21 protein-coding genes are annotated in these 14,739 nt (G+C 72.7%); 15 read left to right on the top strand and 6 right to left on the bottom strand.

The genetic code is table 11. The features are described 5' to 3' along the window. Positions 1-43 precede the first annotated feature (43 nt). Both D1825_RS09940 and D1825_RS09935 read right to left on the bottom strand, forming a co-directional pair. On the bottom strand, positions 44-1,810 hold the full coding sequence (locus tag D1825_RS09940) for a DEAD/DEAH box helicase (RefSeq protein WP_118767260.1): 1,767 nt from the start codon (positions 1,808-1,810) through the stop codon (positions 44-46). Between the two features lie 249 nt (positions 1,811-2,059). After that, the gene (locus tag D1825_RS09935; protein ID WP_118767259.1) at positions 2,060-2,476 is read right to left on the bottom strand and encodes a CoA-binding protein; all 417 of its coding nucleotides are present in this window, start codon (positions 2,474-2,476) and stop codon (positions 2,060-2,062) included. A 131-nt stretch (positions 2,477-2,607) separates the two neighbouring features. On the opposite strand from D1825_RS09935, the gene D1825_RS09930 reads away from it, so the two are divergent. The 8 genes from D1825_RS09930 to D1825_RS09895 all read left to right on the top strand — a co-directional run bounded on the left by D1825_RS09930 (position 2,608) and on the right by D1825_RS09895 (position 7,954). After that, positions 2,608-3,189 carry a CDP-alcohol phosphatidyltransferase family protein gene (locus D1825_RS09930; RefSeq protein WP_233549803.1) on the top strand — a complete coding sequence of 194 codons (582 nt, stop codon included), beginning with the start codon at positions 2,608-2,610 and terminating at the stop codon, positions 3,187-3,189. Further along, positions 3,186-4,148 (top strand): DUF881 domain-containing protein, encoded by a 963-nt coding sequence (locus D1825_RS09925; RefSeq protein ID WP_118767258.1) that lies wholly within the window; start codon positions 3,186-3,188, stop codon positions 4,146-4,148. Before D1825_RS09930 ends, D1825_RS09925 begins: the two co-directional genes overlap by 4 nt. Beyond that, on the top strand, positions 4,145-4,477 hold the full coding sequence (locus D1825_RS09920; protein WP_118767257.1) for a small basic family protein: 333 nt from the start codon (positions 4,145-4,147) through the stop codon (positions 4,475-4,477). The genes D1825_RS09925 and D1825_RS09920 overlap by 4 nt, the downstream gene beginning before the upstream one ends. A 1-nt stretch (position 4,478) precedes the next feature. After that, complete coding sequence (locus D1825_RS09915; protein WP_118767256.1) at positions 4,479-5,231, top strand: DUF881 domain-containing protein; 753 nt, start codon at positions 4,479-4,481, stop codon at positions 5,229-5,231. Between the two features lie 245 nt (positions 5,232-5,476). Continuing rightward, positions 5,477-5,887 carry an FHA domain-containing protein gene (locus tag D1825_RS09910; protein WP_199721558.1) on the top strand — a complete coding sequence of 137 codons (411 nt, stop codon included), beginning with the start codon at positions 5,477-5,479 and terminating at the stop codon, positions 5,885-5,887. Beyond that, positions 5,884-6,663 carry a transcriptional regulator FtsR gene (gene ftsR / locus D1825_RS09905; protein WP_118767255.1) on the top strand — a complete coding sequence of 260 codons (780 nt, stop codon included), beginning with the start codon at positions 5,884-5,886 and terminating at the stop codon, positions 6,661-6,663. The genes D1825_RS09910 and ftsR overlap by 4 nt, the downstream gene beginning before the upstream one ends. Before the next feature lie 49 nt (positions 6,664-6,712). After that, a complete protein-coding gene (locus D1825_RS09900; RefSeq protein ID WP_118767254.1) occupies positions 6,713-7,219 on the top strand; it encodes a bifunctional nuclease family protein in 507 nt (168 codons plus the stop codon). A 150-nt stretch (positions 7,220-7,369) separates the two neighbouring features. Beyond that, positions 7,370-7,954, top strand: coding sequence for a MerR family transcriptional regulator (locus tag D1825_RS09895; RefSeq protein WP_118767253.1), 585 nt, complete (start codon positions 7,370-7,372; stop codon positions 7,952-7,954). 56 nt (positions 7,955-8,010) lie between these two features. Here D1825_RS09895 and D1825_RS09890 read toward each other — a convergent pair whose 3' ends face one another. After that, the gene (locus D1825_RS09890; RefSeq protein ID WP_199721557.1) at positions 8,011-8,775 is read right to left on the bottom strand and encodes a ParA family protein; all 765 of its coding nucleotides are present in this window, start codon (positions 8,773-8,775) and stop codon (positions 8,011-8,013) included. A gap of 84 nt (positions 8,776-8,859) precedes the next feature. Between D1825_RS09890 and D1825_RS09885 the strand changes: the two genes are divergently transcribed. Genes D1825_RS09885 through D1825_RS09875 form a run of 4 tightly spaced genes read left to right on the top strand, consistent with a single transcriptional unit; the run spans position 8,860 to position 10,586 of the window. Further along, on the top strand, positions 8,860-9,504 hold the full coding sequence (locus tag D1825_RS09885; protein WP_118767251.1) for an MBL fold metallo-hydrolase: 645 nt from the start codon (positions 8,860-8,862) through the stop codon (positions 9,502-9,504). Positions 9,505-9,515: 11 nt separating this feature from the next. Beyond that, entirely contained in the window at positions 9,516-9,644 is a 129-nt protein-coding gene (locus D1825_RS18730) for a hypothetical protein (protein ID WP_267897569.1), read from the top strand. Between the two features lie 35 nt (positions 9,645-9,679). Beyond that, the gene (locus tag D1825_RS09880) at positions 9,680-10,165 is read left to right on the top strand and encodes a GNAT family N-acetyltransferase (protein ID WP_118767250.1); all 486 of its coding nucleotides are present in this window, start codon (positions 9,680-9,682) and stop codon (positions 10,163-10,165) included. A 40-nt stretch (positions 10,166-10,205) separates the two neighbouring features. Next, positions 10,206-10,586: a VOC family protein gene (locus D1825_RS09875; protein ID WP_233549801.1), complete on the top strand. Its 381-nt coding sequence runs from the start codon at positions 10,206-10,208 to the stop codon at positions 10,584-10,586. A 4-nt stretch (positions 10,587-10,590) separates the two neighbouring features. On the opposite strand, the gene D1825_RS09870 is transcribed toward D1825_RS09875, so the two are convergent. Continuing rightward, positions 10,591-11,268 (bottom strand): hypothetical protein, encoded by a 678-nt coding sequence (locus D1825_RS09870; protein ID WP_118767249.1) that lies wholly within the window; start codon positions 11,266-11,268, stop codon positions 10,591-10,593. Between the two features lie 125 nt (positions 11,269-11,393). Between D1825_RS09870 and D1825_RS09865 the strand changes: the two genes are divergently transcribed. The 3 genes from D1825_RS09865 (at position 11,394) to D1825_RS09855 (ending at position 13,198) form a co-directional block, all read left to right on the top strand. Beyond that, on the top strand, positions 11,394-11,825 hold the full coding sequence (locus D1825_RS09865) for a hypothetical protein (protein ID WP_118767248.1): 432 nt from the start codon (positions 11,394-11,396) through the stop codon (positions 11,823-11,825). Between the two features lie 45 nt (positions 11,826-11,870). Beyond that, a complete protein-coding gene (locus D1825_RS09860; protein WP_233549799.1) occupies positions 11,871-12,350 on the top strand; it encodes a GNAT family N-acetyltransferase in 480 nt (159 codons plus the stop codon). Positions 12,351-12,430: 80 nt separating this feature from the next. Further along, positions 12,431-13,198 (top strand): DinB family protein, encoded by a 768-nt coding sequence (locus D1825_RS09855; protein WP_118767246.1) that lies wholly within the window; start codon positions 12,431-12,433, stop codon positions 13,196-13,198. Here D1825_RS09855 and D1825_RS09850 read toward each other — a convergent pair. Then, complete coding sequence (locus D1825_RS09850; protein WP_118767264.1) at positions 13,179-13,628, bottom strand: iron chaperone; 450 nt, start codon at positions 13,626-13,628, stop codon at positions 13,179-13,181. The genes D1825_RS09855 and D1825_RS09850 overlap by 20 nt on opposite strands. A gap of 81 nt (positions 13,629-13,709) precedes the next feature. Further along, complete coding sequence (locus tag D1825_RS09845) at positions 13,710-14,663, bottom strand: quinone oxidoreductase family protein (RefSeq protein WP_118767245.1); 954 nt, start codon at positions 14,661-14,663, stop codon at positions 13,710-13,712. Between the last annotated feature and the right edge of the window lie 76 nt (positions 14,664-14,739).

Below are 14,739 nucleotides of genomic sequence, written 5' to 3'. Positions count from 1 at the left end.
CCGCCACCCCCAGGGGGTGGCGGGGCTCCGCGAAGCGCTCGGCTCAGGCGCGGCCGCGCGGGCCGTGCGTCGGGCGCGACGCGTAGTGCCCCGGGCGCGAGGACTCGTGGCGCGGGCCGTCGTTGCGAGGACCGTCGGTGCGCGGACCGCTGTCCTGGCGGATGCGCAGCGGGCGGCCGGCGACGCGCGTGCGCGACAGGCGGTCCATGGCCTCGGCGGTCAGGCCGCCGGGGATGTCGACGAGCGAGAAGCTGCCGAAGATGTCGATCTTGCCGACGTCCTTGCCGGTCAGGCCACCCTCGCCGGTCAGCGCGCCGACGAGCGCGCCAGGCTGGACACCGTCACGGTGGCCGACGGCCACGCGCCAGCGGGCAGGGCCGCCCGCGATGTGGGTGCTCGGGCGACGACGCTCGCCCCGCTCGCCGCGGTCACCGCGGTCGGCGGAGGCGGGTGCCAGGCGGGCACGGTCGAGCTCGTCGTCCATGTCGTCCTTCACGCCCGGGCCCTCGTCGCCCACGGCCAGCGCCGTCAGCGTTGCGAGCAGGTCGATCGGGTCGACGTCGGAGTTCTGCGCCAGGTAGACCGCGATGGCCTCGCGGTACAGGTCCAGGCGGCCGGCGGCGGCGCGCTCCTGCGCCCGGCCGAGCATCGCCTGGACGCGGTGCGCCGAGACGTCGGCCGGCGAGGGGATGGAGATCTGCTCGAGGTTGACCCGCGTGGTGCGCTCGATCTGGCGCAGGCGGCTCTGCTCGGACGGCGTGACGAACGAGAGCGCCTCGCCCTCGCGGCCGGCGCGGCCCGTGCGGCCGATGCGGTGCACGTAGGTCTCGGGCTCGCGCGGCACGTCGAAGTTCACGACGAGGCCGATGCGGTCGACGTCCAGGCCGCGCGCGGCGACGTCGGTCGCGACGAGCACGTCGAGCGCACCCGAACGCAGGCGGTCGACGATCTTCTCGCGGTCGCCCTGGGCCACGTCACCGGAGATGTAGGCGGCGGAGATGCCCTTCTCGATGAGCGCGGAGCCGACCTCCTCGGCCGCACCACGGGTACGGACGAAGACGATGGCCGCGTCGGCCTTGCGGACCGCGAGCACGCGGGACAGTGCGCCCACCTTGTGGCGGAACGGCACCACGGCGTACGTCTGGCGCACCGAGGTGACGGTCGACGACTGGCGGGCGACGGTGATCTCGACGGGGTTGTTCAGGTGCGTCTCGGCGACGCGACGGATGGCCGTCGGCATCGTGGCGGAGAACAGCGCGACCTGACGCTGCTGCGGCGCGCGCGACAGGATCTTGTCGACGTCCTCGGCGAAGCCCATGCGCAGCATCTCGTCGGCCTCGTCGAGCACGAGGAACCGCACCTGGTCCATGACCAGCGTGCGACGCTCGAGGTGGTCGATGACGCGGCCGGGGGTGCCGACGACGACCTGGGCACCGCGCTGGAGGGCGCGCTGCTGGGGGAGGAACGGCGAGCCGCCGTAGACGGGGACGACCGTGAGGCCGGGCAGGTGCGTCGCGAAGGACTGGATCGCGTCCGCGACCTGCATCGCGAGCTCGCGGGTCGGGGTCAGGACGACGGCCTGGACGGCGCCGAGCTGCGGGTCGACGGCGGCGAGCAGCGGGAGGCCGAACGCGGCGGTCTTGCCGGTGCCGGTCTGGGCGACGCCGACGATGTCGCGGCCGTCGAGCAGGGCCGGGACGGCCTGGGCCTGGATGGCGGACGGGGTCTCGAAGCCGAGGTCGGCGATCGCGCGCTCGAGGGCGGCGGGCATGCCGAGGTCGGAGAAGGATGCGGGCAGGACAGAGCTCATGGGTATGGGAAACCGATCATCACGGGGCGGAGCCCTGACCGGCATCGGATTGATGCGCGGCGGGTCGCAACCCCAGACCACCCATCGGCTACCGGTCTGACCGGTGCCTCGACCACACGACATCCTGGGCCCGATTCAACGGGCCGGTGTCTCGACGGGGGACGCGACGAACTCCAAGTTCGGGTGAGAGTCTACGCGGCGGGCACCCGCCCGTGGGGGAAAAGGCAGGGTGACGTCAGGCACAGCGTGCTAGGCGAGGCCCAGCCGCGGCGCCTCGATCGCGGGGCAGGCGTCCATGACGACGTCCAGCCCGGCGGCGCGTGCGCGCTGCGCGGCGTCCTCGTCGACGACGCCGAGCTGCAGCCAGACGGCCTTGGCGCCGATCGCGATCGCCTCGTCGACGACGGCCCCGGCGAGCGCCGAGTTCACGAACACGTCGACGACGTCGACCTGGTCCGGGACGTCGGAGAGCGTCGCGTAGCCCGTCGCGCCGTGCACGTCCGCCGCCGCGGGGTGCACCGGGACGATCTCGTGGCCGAGGCGCTGCACGAACCGCGCGACGCCGTACGCGGCGCGGTCGGTGTTGGTCGAGAGCCCGACGACCGCCCACCTGCCGGGCGTCGTGAGCAGGCGGCGGATCGTGTCCGTGTCGTTCTCGTGTGCCATCCCCGCAGCCTCGCACGCGCGACGCCCGCGTGCGTGGCGCCGGCACCGAGCGGTCACCGACGGTACCGTAGGATCGACCCGGTCCTGGCCCTCGTGGGGGAGGACCGGGCGACGATCAGGAGGACACGCGGGTGAGCAGCGAGCTGGTCAGCAACCGCGTGCTCACCGTCCCCAACGCGATCAGCTTCGCGCGGCTGCTGCTCGTCCCGGTCTTCGCGGTGCTCATCGCGACCGAGCACGACGGCTGGGCGGTCCTCGTCCTGGCGGCGTCGGGCGCGAGCGACTGGCTCGACGGCGTGCTCGCCCGGCGCCTGCACCAGGTGTCGCGGCTCGGGCAGCTGCTCGACCCGGCCGCCGACCGCCTGTTCATCCTCGTGACGCTCGTCGGCCTCGCCTGGCGCGAGATCGTGCCGCTGTGGCTGCTCCTGGTCCTGGTCGCGCGCGACGTGGTGCTCGGCATCATGCTCCTCGTGCTCGGGCGGGCCGGGTACCCGCCGCTGCCGGTGCACCTGGCCGGGAAGGCCGGCACCTTCGCGCTGCTCTACGCCTTCCCCCTGCTGCTGCTGTCCGAGTGGGACTCGGTGCTGGGGACGGTCGCGCAGGTCGCCGGCTGGGCGTTCGCGCTGTGGGGCGTGGGCCTGTACTGGTTCGCCGGCTTCCTCTACCTCGAGCAGGCGCGCCGCCTGCTGCGCCCCGCGCCCCGGTCCGCATGACGAGCCGGCACGCCGACGGGGCCGGCGACGTCCAGGTGGACCGTCGACCGGACGCGTCGATGACGCTGCTCACCGAGTTCTACCGCCGCCCGCTCGACCCCGGGTACGCGCTGGCCGCCGAGCGGCGGGCGGCCGGCGACGCCCCGCCGCGGCGACGGATCGGGCTCGTGGGGCTCGTCGTGCTGGCGGTCCTGCTGGGGCTCGGCACCGCGGCCGCGACGGCTGCCCTGCGCCAGCCGGTCGGGCAGGTGAGCGAGGCGCGCCGCGTGCTCGAGTCCCAGATCACCGAGCGCGGCGACGAGGCAGCCGAGCTGCAGCAGCAGGCACTGGCGCTCAGCGACGAGATCGCGACGATGCAGTCCAGCGCGCTCGGCTCGGCCGACGAGCCGCTGCAGTCCGCCCTGACCGCCGGCGCCGTCGAGGCGGGTTCGCTCGCCGCAGACGGCCCCGGGCTGCGTGTCGTGCTGACCGACGCGAAGAGCGACAACCCCGATGCCGAGGACCCGGACAACCGCGTCCAGGACATCGACCTGCAGGTGCTGGTCAACGGGCTGTGGGAGGCGGGCGCCGAGGCGATCGCGATCAACGGGCAGCGCCTGACGTCGATGACCGCGATCCGCAGCGCAGGCAGCGCCGTGCTCGTCGACCTCGTCGCGCTCAGCAGCCCGTACACGGTCGAGGCGATCGGCGACTCGGTGCAGATGCAGACCGAGCTCGCACGGACGTCGACCGGCCAGCTCCTGGCGACGTTGCGCGCGACGTACGGCATCGGCGTGGACATGTCCTCCGAGCGCCGTCTCGAGCTGCCGGGTGCCGGCCTCACCGCGCTCCGATCGGCCAGCGTGCCCGAGGACTCACGGCTTCCCGTACCCGCGAGCGACGCGCCGAGCGACCCGGTTTCGTCGGGTGGCGCGGGTGTGGCAGGGTCGGCGGGTCGAGCAGGAGGGGGTGGCCAGTGATCGCCGTGATCGGCCTCGTCGTGGGTGTCGTCGCCGGGCTGCTGCTGCAGCCCACCGTGCCCCTCGAGCTCCAGCCCTACCTGCCGATCGCCGTCGTGGCCGCGCTGGACGCCCTGTTCGGCGGCTTGCGGGCGATGCTGGACGGGATCTTCGACGACCGGGTGTTCCTCACCTCGTTCCTGTCGAACGTCGTCGTCGCGGCACTCATCGTGTTCCTCGGCGACCAGCTCGGCGTCGGCACGCAGCTGTCGACGGCCGTCGTCGTCGTGCTCGGCATCCGGATCTTCTCCAACGCGGCCTCGATCCGTCGCCACCTGTTCAAGGCCTGACGTGACCGAGCCCACGCCTCCAGCAAGACCGTCGACAGGGTGGGCCACCCTGCGCACCGCCCTGCGGTTCCGCGCGTCGCGCGGCCAGATCCTCGCGGGCCTGCTGTGCGCGGCACTCGGCTTCGCGCTGGTCGTCCAGGTCCGGCAGAACAACGAGGCGAGCCTGTCCGGTCTCAGCCAGGCCGACCTCGTGCGGATCCTCGACGAGACGACGTCGCGCGGTGACGCACTGGCGACCGAGGTCAACGACCTGCGCGGCGAGCGCGACGAGCTGATGTCGGGCTCGGACAAGCGCCAGGCCGCGCTCGACGCCCTGCGTCGCAGCGCCGAGACCCAGGGCATCCTCACGGGCCGGCTGCCGGCTGAGGGCCCGGGCGTGATCGCGACGCTCACCGAGCCGAACGGCCAGATCAAGCCCGTGACGATGCTCAACATGCTCGAGGAGCTGCGCAACGCGGGCGCCGAGGCGATCGACCTCAACGGCCACCGGATCACCGCGAGCAGCGCGTTCGCCGGCATCCCCGGCGCCGTGACGCTCGACGGGGTGGTCCTCACGGCCCCGTTCACGTGGACCGCGATCGGGGACCCGGACACGATCGCGACCGCGCTGCAGATCCCCGGCGGTGCACTCGCGGCGGTCCGGGGCAACGGCGGCGAGGGCGACCTGCAGCGGCGCACCAAGCTCGAGATCCGCTCGGTGCGCACGCTGCCGGACCCCCAGTTCGCGACCCCCGTGCCGCCCGCGGCCGGTTGATCCCGATCTGTCTGATCTGTTCCGGCGCGATCGCAGGGCGAACACCGCCGGGCGGGCTGCGCACACCCAGCAGGTCCGCATAAGGTGTGCCTGACGCCGGCGACACCGGCGACTCGACGTGCAGGTGAGTGGCGGGAGACTCGATGAGCGACGACGGACAGGGTCTGGTTCCCGGCGCGGTCGAGCCCGAGGAGTTCCAGACCCAGCGTCCGCCGGCGCCGCGCCCGGCGGGTGCCGACACGACCATGACGTTCGGTCAGGTCGAGCCCGTCGAGATCGAGGCCGGGGCCCCCGTGGGCCTGACGCCCGACGAGGTCGCCGCCGTGCACGCCCTGCCGCCGACCTCGGCACTCCTGGTGATGCAGCGCGGTCCGAGCGCGGGCGCCAGGTTCCTCCTCGACGCCGAGCGCACGACCGCGGGCCGCTCCACGCGGGCGGACATCTTCCTCGACGACGTGACGGTCTCGCGCAAGCACGCCGAGTTCGTCCGCGAGGGCCGCAGCTTCGTGGTCCGCGACATCGGCTCCCTGAACGGCACGTACGTCAACCGCTCGCGCATCGACGAGGCCGTGCTGCGCTCGGGCGACGAGGTGCAGATCGGCAAGTACCGCCTGACGTTCCACCCGAGCCCGCACCGCGAGTCCGCGGACGCATGACGAACGCACGGGCCCAGCGGGCGTCGCAGCCTGTCGTCCCGGAGGACGTCGATACCGCGAACGACGCCGAGGCCGAATCCTGGCCGCGGGGGATCTCCCGGCGCGCCACGATGCGGATCTCCGACGTCCTGGCGGCGCTCGAGATCGAGTTCCCGGCCGTGACCACCTCCAAGCTGCGCTTCCTCGAGGAGCAGGGCCTGGTCGAACCGGTCCGCACGCCCGCTGGCTACCGCCAGTACTCGCCCGCGGACATCGAGCGGCTGCGCTTCGTCCTGCGCCAGCAGCGCGACCGGTACATGCCGCTGAAGGTCATCGGCGAACGCCTCGCCGCGCTCGACGCGGGGGAGGAGGACGAACCGACCTCGCCCGCCCGCCTGGCGACGCGCGACGGTGTGCGGCAGTCCTCCAACGGTCGCTGGACCGCGGCCGCCCTCGCAGCCGAGGCGGGTGTGTCCGAGGAGCTCGTCACCGAGCTCGTCGCTGCCGGCGTGCTGCGCCCGAACGACAACGGCTACTTCGACCCGTGGGCCAGGGACGTGGCCTCGTCGGCCGCGGCGCTGGCCGAGCACGGCATCGACGTGCGGCACCTGCGCCAGTTCCGGGCCGCGGCCGACCGGCAGGTCGACCTCGTCGAGCAGCTCGTCGCGCCGCTGCGCGGACAGCGCAGCGCCTCGTCGCGCGCGCACGCCGGGACCCTCGCCGCCGAGGTGGGAGAGCTGTGCGCGCGCATGCACACGGCCCTGGTCCGCGCCTCGGTCGCCGATCTCGCCCCCTGACGGCGCGTCCGCTCTGGCCCCGCCGCCGACCGGGTCGTAGGTTGGCCCGATGGGGGAGGATCCGGATCTCGTGACCGTCGAGGTCGTCGGCGTCAGGCAGCACCTGAGCGCCGACGAGATCGTCGTGCTGCTGCTCGACGCGGACGCCGAGCTGCTCGTCCCGATCCTCATCGGACCGGCCGAGGCGTCGGCCATCGCGTCCGCCCAGGCGGGCATCGTGCCGCCCCGGCCCATGACCCACGACCTGCTGCGGGACGTGATCGTGGCCACCGGCGACGGGCTCGACCACGTCGAGATCACCCGGCTCGACGAGGGTGTCTTCTACGCGGACCTCGTGCTGCAGCGGGACCGTCGCGTCGACTCGCGCGCGTCTGACGCGATCGCGCTCGCGCTGCGATTCGGGGTGCCGGTCCTGTGCTCGGCCGAGGTGGTCGCGGTCGCCGGGATCGAGGTGCGTACGTCGACGTCCGAGCAGGACCTGGAGCGGTTCCGGGAGTTCCTCGACCACGTCACGCCCGAGGACTTCGAGACGGGCGCGGAGCCCGAGGAGACCTAAACCTTCGCCTTCAGGTCGAAGGTGAGACACGCCGGGCCGACACGCCCGCGCGCCTCATTGCGGAAGCACCCTGCCGGGCCTAGCGTTGCGGAAGGTCAGGGGACTGGCCGCGCGCTACCACCCGTGCCGCGCGCGACGACTGGAGGATCCGTGAGCACCACCGAGAACGCCGAGACAACCGCCGGCGTCCCGCAGCGGGCACAGGGCCTCCTGTTCGACGACGACCTTCCCGACCTGGACACGTCCAGCGGCTACCGCGGGCCGACGGCCTGCCGCGCAGCCGGCATCACCTACCGACAGCTCGACTACTGGGCCCGCACCGGCCTGGTCGAGGCGTCGATCCGCCCCGCCACCGGCTCGGGCACGCAGCGGCTGTACAGCTTCCGGGACATCCTGGTGCTCAAGGTCGTCAAGCGACTGCTGGACACGGGCGTGTCGCTGCAGCAGATCCGCACGGCCGTCAGCCACCTGCGCGAGCGCGGTGTCGACGACCTGGCGCAGATCACCCTGATGTCCGACGGCGCGTCGGTCTACGAGTGCACCTCCGCCGACGAGGTCATCGACCTGGTGCAGGGCGGGCAGGGCGTGTTCGGCATCGCGGTCGGCCGCGTGTGGCGCGAGGTCGAGGGTTCGCTCGCGGCACTGCCGACCGAGCGCGCCGAGGACGACGAGGCACCCGTCGAGCCCGGGCACGACGAGCTCGCGCTGCGTCGCCAGGCGCGCTCCGCCGGCTGACAGCTTCTCGAGAAGGCCCCTGACCTCGGTCGGGGGCCTTCGTCGTGCGTGCCTGCTTATCGACGCGGCGCGCGCAAGGCGCGGTCGAGCAGGCCGTCGAACGTCTTCGCGAGCTCCGCCGCCGCCGCACCGGGCCACGCGTGCACGGGCTGCGCGGCACCCTGGGCCTGCTGCAGCGCGGCACGCTCGGGCACGAACGGCTGGAGGATGAGCGGCCCGTACAGGTTGCCCAGCTCCTCGAGCCGGAACGCCTGCTCGACCGAGCGCGCGCGCACGCGGTTGACCACGATGCCGAGCGGCTGCAGGGAGGGGGCTGCCTCGCGGCGCAGCTCGTCGATCGTGCGCATCGCGCGGCCGACGGCCATCACGGCGAACAGCCCGGGCTCCGTGACCACGATCGCGCGGTCGCAGGCCGTCAGCCCGGTGCGCGTGAGGCTGCCGAGCGAGGGCGGGCAGTCGATCAGGACCAGGTCGTAGCCGCGGATCCAGGGCAGGGCGAACCGCAGGCGGTCGACGTCGGTGGACTGCAGGCGGTCGTGGACCGCCGAGCGCTCGGAGCCGGCCAGGACGTCGAGGCCGTCGTCGGCCCACGAGCTCAGGACGGTCGCCGCGGCGATGGTGCGCTCGTTGGCGTCGGCGAGGACGTCGGCGACGTCGCCGTGCTCGGGCCGGGCGCCGAGCGCCATCGTCGAGTCGCCCTGGGGGTCCAGGTCGATCACCAACGTGCGCAGGCCGCGTTCGAGCGCCGCCGAGGCGAGCCCCAGCGTCACCGACGTCTTGCCCACGCCACCCTTGAGACTGCACACCCCGAGCACCAGCACGGACGTCACCGTACCCGTTTCCGTCACCCGTCCGATTCACGCCGACGAGGAGCGCGCCGGGGCGCGTCGGGGGAGACTGGCGGCATGACGACGACGCTGACCCGCTGGTCGCACGCCTGCATCCGCCTCGAGCGCGGCTCCGACGTGCTCGTGATCGACCCCGGGGTCTTCACCGACGCCGCGTCGGCCCTCGCCGGCTGCCGCGCGATCCTCATCACGCACGAGCACGTCGACCACCTCGACGTCGGACCCGTCGCCGCGGCCGTCGCGGCCGGCGCTCACGTCTGGGGGCCCGCCGAGGCCCTCGCGGCGCTGTCGGCGGCCGGTGCAGAGCCTGAGTCGCTGCACACCGTCGCGGGTGGCGACACCGTCACGGCGGGCGGCTTCGAGGTCGAGGTCGTGGGGGAGTGGCACGCGCAGATCCACCCGGACATCCCGCTGGTCAAGAACGTGGGCTACCTCGTCGAGCGCGTGCTGCACCCCGGCGACTCGTTCGTCTCGGTGGATCCCGGCACCGTCGACGTGCTGCTCGCGCCGGTCGCCGGCCCGTGGCTGAAGGTCTCCGAGGCGATCGACTACGTGCGCGCCGTCGCGCCGTCCCGGGCGGTCGTCATCCACGACGCGCCGCTGTCCGACGCCGGGCGCCAGCTGACCCTGCGCCTCGTCACCGCGCTCGGCGGTGCCGGGGATCCCATCGTGCTCGCCCCCGGCGAGTCCATCGAGCTGTGAAGGAGCACACCATGAGCGAGCAACCGCACGAGGTCCCCGAGCTGGAGTTCGACGAGACGATCCCACCGCGCCCGGAGGAGGAGATCGCCGACGCGGCCCGCGCGGAGCCCGACCCAGAGGGACACGGCGCCCCGTCCTGACCTGCGGGGGCGTCCGGATACGGCATTCTGTCCTGGTGCTGATCAGACGCGTGGCGGAAGACGACTGGGCCGTGGTCCGCGACGTGCGGCTGCGCGCCCTGCGGGAGGACCCGACCGTCTTCGGCTCGTCCCTCGCGCGCGAGGAGATGTTCAAGGAGTCGCACTGGCGCATGCGCGTGCGCACCGTGAGCACGTGGGTAGCACTGGACAGCACCGGCACGCCGCGCGGCATCGTCTCGATGCTGCTCGAGCCCGGTTCGCCCGCCGACGACCGGCACGTCGTGGCGCTGTGGGTTGCGCCCGAGGTGCGCCGGCAGGGGATCGGCTGGCGCCTTCTCGACACCGTGCGCCTCGCAGCGGTCGACGAGGACGCCCGGACCGTGTCGCTGTGGATGGTCGACGACAACCACGCGGCCGGCGACCTGTACGTCCGTGCCGGCTTCGCGCGAACGGGGGAGCGCCACGAGCTGCAGCGCGACCCCGAGCGGATCGAGGAGCGCTACGTCCTGACGCTGCGGTGAGCGCTGGACAGCACCCGGTCCAGGCGCGAGCATGCCGAGCATGAGATCACGCATGCCCGGGATGTGGTGGGGGACCGCCATCGAGGCGCCCGACCCGTCCGCGCTGGCGCGGTTCTACTCCGAGCTCGTCGGCTGGCCCATCGGGCACGAGGAGCCGGGCACGGCGATCCTGGCGGCGCCCGGGGGAGCGACCTATGTGGTCTTCCAGCAGGCGACCGACTACCGCCGCCCGGTCTGGCCGCCCGTCGAGGGTGAGCAGCGGCCGATGATGCACCTCGACTTCCAGGTCGGCGATCTCGCGTCGGCGGTCGACGAGGCGTTGGCGCTCGGAGCGATGCTCGCCGACCACCAGCCGCAGGAGAACGTGCGCGTGCTGCTCGACCCGGCGGGGCACCCGTTCTGCCTGTGCCGGGACGACTGAGGGATCAGGGACCGCTTCCGGAGGCGAAGCGCGTCGAGAGCGACGCGATCCGCTGCGCCCCGGTGGCAGGGTCGACCACGACCGTCGCGTGCACCAGGACTGTGGCCGTGGGCTGTGCGTAGGCCACCCGACCGTGACCGACCTGAGCCGTCGTGGCCCAGGTGTCGGCGGACGCCTCGATCCTCGTGGTGCCGGCGTCGGTGCTCGTCGACGTGCAGTCGAGTCGCGCGACGCCGCCGCCGAGGGCGCGCGACGTCGCGGCGGCTCCGGGATCGAACGCCGTGGCGCTCGACAGCTGCTGCAGCTCGAATGGTGTGGCGCTGTCCGTGAACAGCGTGGAGATCGTGGCCTCGCCGTGGGCCTGGAGAGCCGCCGCATCCGCCGCTGAGTAGCCATGCGTGACGGTTGCGCCCAGTGGCACCGCCAGGGACTGGCGGAACTCGAGCGCGGCGCGGGTGACGTCCAGCGCCCCGGACGCCACCGCATCGGCGCCGGAGCAGTACTGGGTGGCGACGCGCGCCGGCTCGTCGGGGCGCTCCGTGGCATCCGACGGTCGCGACGCCGCGGACGTCACCGCAAACGTGCCGGCTGTCGCTGCGACGAGGGCGATCGTCGTGATGACGACGGAGCCGAAGCGCGCAGTGCGTGGTGGGCGGACGTCCTGCAGGGGGCTGTCGATCATCGCGGCGCCGTTCCCGAGTGCGAGTGCTGCTTGGCCAGAACATAGCGGTCGGGGGAGTCGTTCCGCTGGTCAAACCGGTGGCCCGTGCGCGACAGTTTGGTTCGCCGAATTGAAGGGAAACGCACGTGGAGGCATGGCAGGGGAGCGAGAGCCTCCTCGCGTACCTGAAGGCCGCGGTCGCGCGCCTGGACGGTTTCGACTCTCGCGAGGGCGAACGTGGCTCCGTGGCGTCCGTGCGGATCTGGCGCCGGGAGGCGCCCGAGATCTGGGCCGAGGTCGCAGCCAACGGTGACCTGTGGCAGATGGTCGCGACCGTCGGCGGGTTCCTGTACGTCGATCTGAACGAAGGATCGTCCGAGGCCGAGGTCCACGCCGATCTGGACAAGCTCGTCGAGATCGCGCGCTCGTACTGCGACCAGCGGCCACAGCCTCGTGGTCGACTGAGTCCGAAGATCACCGTACGGACTCCGAGGGGTGAGTTGGTGATGCCTCGATCGACGGCGACGAACATTCGGGAGTTCTTCGCGGGGTCCTGGCTCCGGGGCCCTCTCCGGTGAACTGACATAATGTTCATTATCGGCGTAACGTGGGAAGGTTCCGAGGTGGTCGTGGAGCTCCGTCTGGCCACGGTCGCCGACGCCGAGGACATCGGTCGCTTCCAGACGCGTTCCTGGGACCAGACGTACCGCGGGACCGTGCCGGACGCCTACCTCGACGCGACGGCGTGGCAGCTGCGTGCGTCCCGATGGCACAGCCGGATCGTCGGTGACCGGGTCGTCTGGCTGGCGCGGCATCGTGGCGACGTCGTCGGCGTGGCGAGCACCGCGTCCACCGACGTCGCCCGAGGCGACCTCCCGGCGCTCGAGCTGGCCTCGATCTACGTCGATGCGTCCCAGCACGGCTCCGGGCTGGCTGCCGAGCTCCTCGAAGCGGCCATCGGCGACGCGCCGGCCCACCTGTGGGTCTTCACGTCGAACCTGCGCGCCCAGCGGTTCTACGCGAAACACCGTTTCGTCGCGACCGACGAGCACCAGAGCGATCCGGACACCGGCCTGGGCGAGACGCGGTGGGTCCGGCGCTGAGCGGTGCGACTCCCCCCGCTGGTTCACGTCGGCGGCTCGGCCTAGGTTCGACGCAGGCAGTGGCACGAGGAAGGACAGACATGGCTGACTCCGAGCGCACGGGCGACCTGCGAGGCACCCGGTTCGTCGGCGCGAACCTGCGCGGCGCCCGGTTCATCGGCAGCGACCTGTCCGGCGTCGTGATGCGCGGCGTCGACGCGGACGGCGCCGACATCGACGCGCCCTGGCTCCCCGACGGCGAGTCGTTCCTGGTCAACGGCGTGAACGTGATCCCGTTCGTCGAGGCCGAGCTCGACGCGCGCTTCCCGGGTCGCTCGCAGCGCCGCGCACCCGACGCGGACGGGCTGCGCGCGGCGTGGGCAGTGCTCGAGGACACCTGGGCGGCGACGGTCGCTCGCGCGGACGCGATGCCCGAGGGCACGGTCGACGAGCAGGTCGACGGCGAGTGGTCGTTCGCGCAGACGCTGCGGCACCTCGTGCTGGCCACGAACACGTGGTTGGGCCGCGCGATCCTGGGGATCGAGCAGCCGTTCCACCCGCTCGGCCTCGCGAACGCCGGCGCGGCGGACGACGGGCTGGACATGTCGATCTTCGTCACGGAGCCGCCGACCTACGCCGAGATTCTCGAGGTGCGGCGCGAGCATCAAGGCATGGTCCGCGACTTCCTCGCGACCGTCACGGAGGCCGACCTGGAGATCGTCCGGAAGAACCCGTGGGCTCCCCAGTACCCCGAGACCACGCGGTCCTGCCTTCACGTGATCCTCGAGGAGGAGTGGGAGCACCACCGCTACGCCGTGCGCGACCTCGACTCCCTCGCGGCGCGCGACGTCAGCTCACCGACTGCTTGACCAGCGCGACGAGCTTCTTCTCGTCGGACGCCGTCAGCTTCGTCAGCGCGTACGCGGACGGCCACATCGAGCCGTCGTCGAGGTTGGCGGTGTCGTTGAAGCCGAGCGTCGAGTATCGCGCCTTGAACTTCGAGGCAGGCTGGAAGAACACGACGACCTTGCCGTCCTTGGCGTAGGCGGGCATCCCGTACCAGGTGCGCGGCGTCAGGTCGGGTGCGGCCTCGGTGATCAGGGCGTGGACCCGATCGGCCAGCTCGCGGTCCTCGTCGGGCAGCTCGGCGATCTTGGCGCGGACCTCGGCGTCGCCGTCGGCCTTCTTGCCGCTCGCCGTGCGCGCGGCCTTGGCCTCGGCGGCGCGCTCCTTCATGGCAGCGCGCTCCTCGTCGGTGAACGCGGCCCCGGTCTTGGTGCTGCTCTTGGTCGTCGTCATGGCGGTTCCCTTCATCGGTTCGTCGTCGAGCACGACCGTAGCGACGGCGAGATGGGCGCGCTTCTTCGATCCTGACCGATGTCAGGGCACCAGGACGAGGCGCTGACCGGGGCGCACCGGCCGGGTCCACGCGTGCTCCACGTCGGCGAGCGGCACGGCCAGCGCGTCGACGGTGAGCACGCCGGACGCCACGAGGGCGGCCAGCGCGGGCAGCTCGGCGACGATCCCGGCCGTGGTGACCGAGCCCTGGCCGCTGCCGAGGACGCTGAGGTTCGCGGCGCGCAGCAGGAAGGACGGCAGGGCGATCTCCGGGCCGGCCATCGACCCGACCTGGACCCACGCGAGCGGTCTGGACCGGTCCGTCCTGGCCATCAGGACCGCCTTCATGGCCTGCTCGGTCGGGCGGCCCCAGAGGTAGTCAACGACGACATCGACGTCCCCGGCGGCCCGCCCGAGACGGTCCCCGGCGTCGTCGCCGTCCAGCGAGACGACCTCGTCGGCCCCGAGAGCGTCCACGAGCTCGAGGTGCTGCGCGTCGCGGCCGGCCCCGATCACGCGGGAGGCGCCCAGGTGACGGGCGATCTGGACCGCGAGCTGACCGGCGTTGCCGGTGGCGCCCAGCACCAGCACCGATCCCCCGGGCTGGAAGCCGACGCGGCGACGCAGCGCGACCCACGACGACATCCCGGGGTTCATCGCCGCGGCGACCGCGACCGGGTCGGTGTCGACGGGCAGCGTGATCGAGCGACGACGGTCGACGAGTGCCCGCGCGGCCATCGTGCCCGGCGCGTCGTCCGAGGCGACGAAGTACACGAGGCCACCATCGGGCGTGCGGCCGACGCCGTCGACGCCCGGGACCATCGGCAGCGTGCCCTCGGACGTGTAGTGCGTGCCGTCGGCCCCGGACCGGACCCGCGGGTGCAGGCCGGCGGCCAGGACGTCGACGACGACCTCGTCGGGCGTCCGGGCCACGGGCACGTCGATCGTGTCGTAGCGCGGGAGCTCGTCGAACGAGTGGACGACTGCGGCGTGCATGCGGCTCTCCTCCCCCGCGCTCGTCGAGCGCGGGTCATCGGTAGTACGTGGGACGAACTAATTGTCAAAGTAGTTC

The organism is Cellulomonas rhizosphaerae (assembly GCF_003470205.1).
GTDB lineage: Bacteria > Actinomycetota > Actinomycetes > Actinomycetales > Cellulomonadaceae > Cellulomonas > Cellulomonas rhizosphaerae.
Note: the sequence above shows the minus strand (reverse complement) of the source record. Positions and strands in the feature narration are given on the sequence as shown.

Excerpts from the sequence above, each read along its gene's own strand:
- D1825_RS09940 (WP_118767260.1), bottom strand. The coding sequence starts at position 1,810 with ATGAGCTCTGTCCTGCCCGCATCCTTCTCCGACCTCGGCATGCCCGCC.
- D1825_RS09935 (WP_118767259.1), bottom strand. The coding sequence starts at position 2,476 with ATGGCACACGAGAACGACACGGACACGATCCGCCGCCTGCTCACGACG.
- D1825_RS09925 (WP_118767258.1), top strand. The coding sequence starts at position 3,186 with ATGACGAGCCGGCACGCCGACGGGGCCGGCGACGTCCAGGTGGACCGT.
- D1825_RS09910 (WP_199721558.1), top strand. The coding sequence starts at position 5,477 with ATGACGTTCGGTCAGGTCGAGCCCGTCGAGATCGAGGCCGGGGCCCCC.
- ftsR (WP_118767255.1), top strand. The coding sequence starts at position 5,884 with ATGACGAACGCACGGGCCCAGCGGGCGTCGCAGCCTGTCGTCCCGGAG.
- D1825_RS09900 (WP_118767254.1), top strand. The coding sequence starts at position 6,713 with ATGGGGGAGGATCCGGATCTCGTGACCGTCGAGGTCGTCGGCGTCAGG.
- D1825_RS09885 (WP_118767251.1), top strand. The coding sequence starts at position 8,860 with ATGACGACGACGCTGACCCGCTGGTCGCACGCCTGCATCCGCCTCGAG.
- D1825_RS18730 (WP_267897569.1), top strand. The coding sequence starts at position 9,516 with ATGAGCGAGCAACCGCACGAGGTCCCCGAGCTGGAGTTCGACGAGACG.
- D1825_RS09875 (WP_233549801.1), top strand. The coding sequence starts at position 10,206 with ATGAGATCACGCATGCCCGGGATGTGGTGGGGGACCGCCATCGAGGCG.
- D1825_RS09870 (WP_118767249.1), bottom strand. The coding sequence starts at position 11,268 with ATGATCGACAGCCCCCTGCAGGACGTCCGCCCACCACGCACTGCGCGC.
- D1825_RS09855 (WP_118767246.1), top strand. The coding sequence starts at position 12,431 with ATGGCTGACTCCGAGCGCACGGGCGACCTGCGAGGCACCCGGTTCGTC.
- D1825_RS09850 (WP_118767264.1), bottom strand. The coding sequence starts at position 13,628 with ATGACGACGACCAAGAGCAGCACCAAGACCGGGGCCGCGTTCACCGAC.
- D1825_RS09845 (WP_118767245.1), bottom strand. The coding sequence starts at position 14,663 with ATGCACGCCGCAGTCGTCCACTCGTTCGACGAGCTCCCGCGCTACGAC.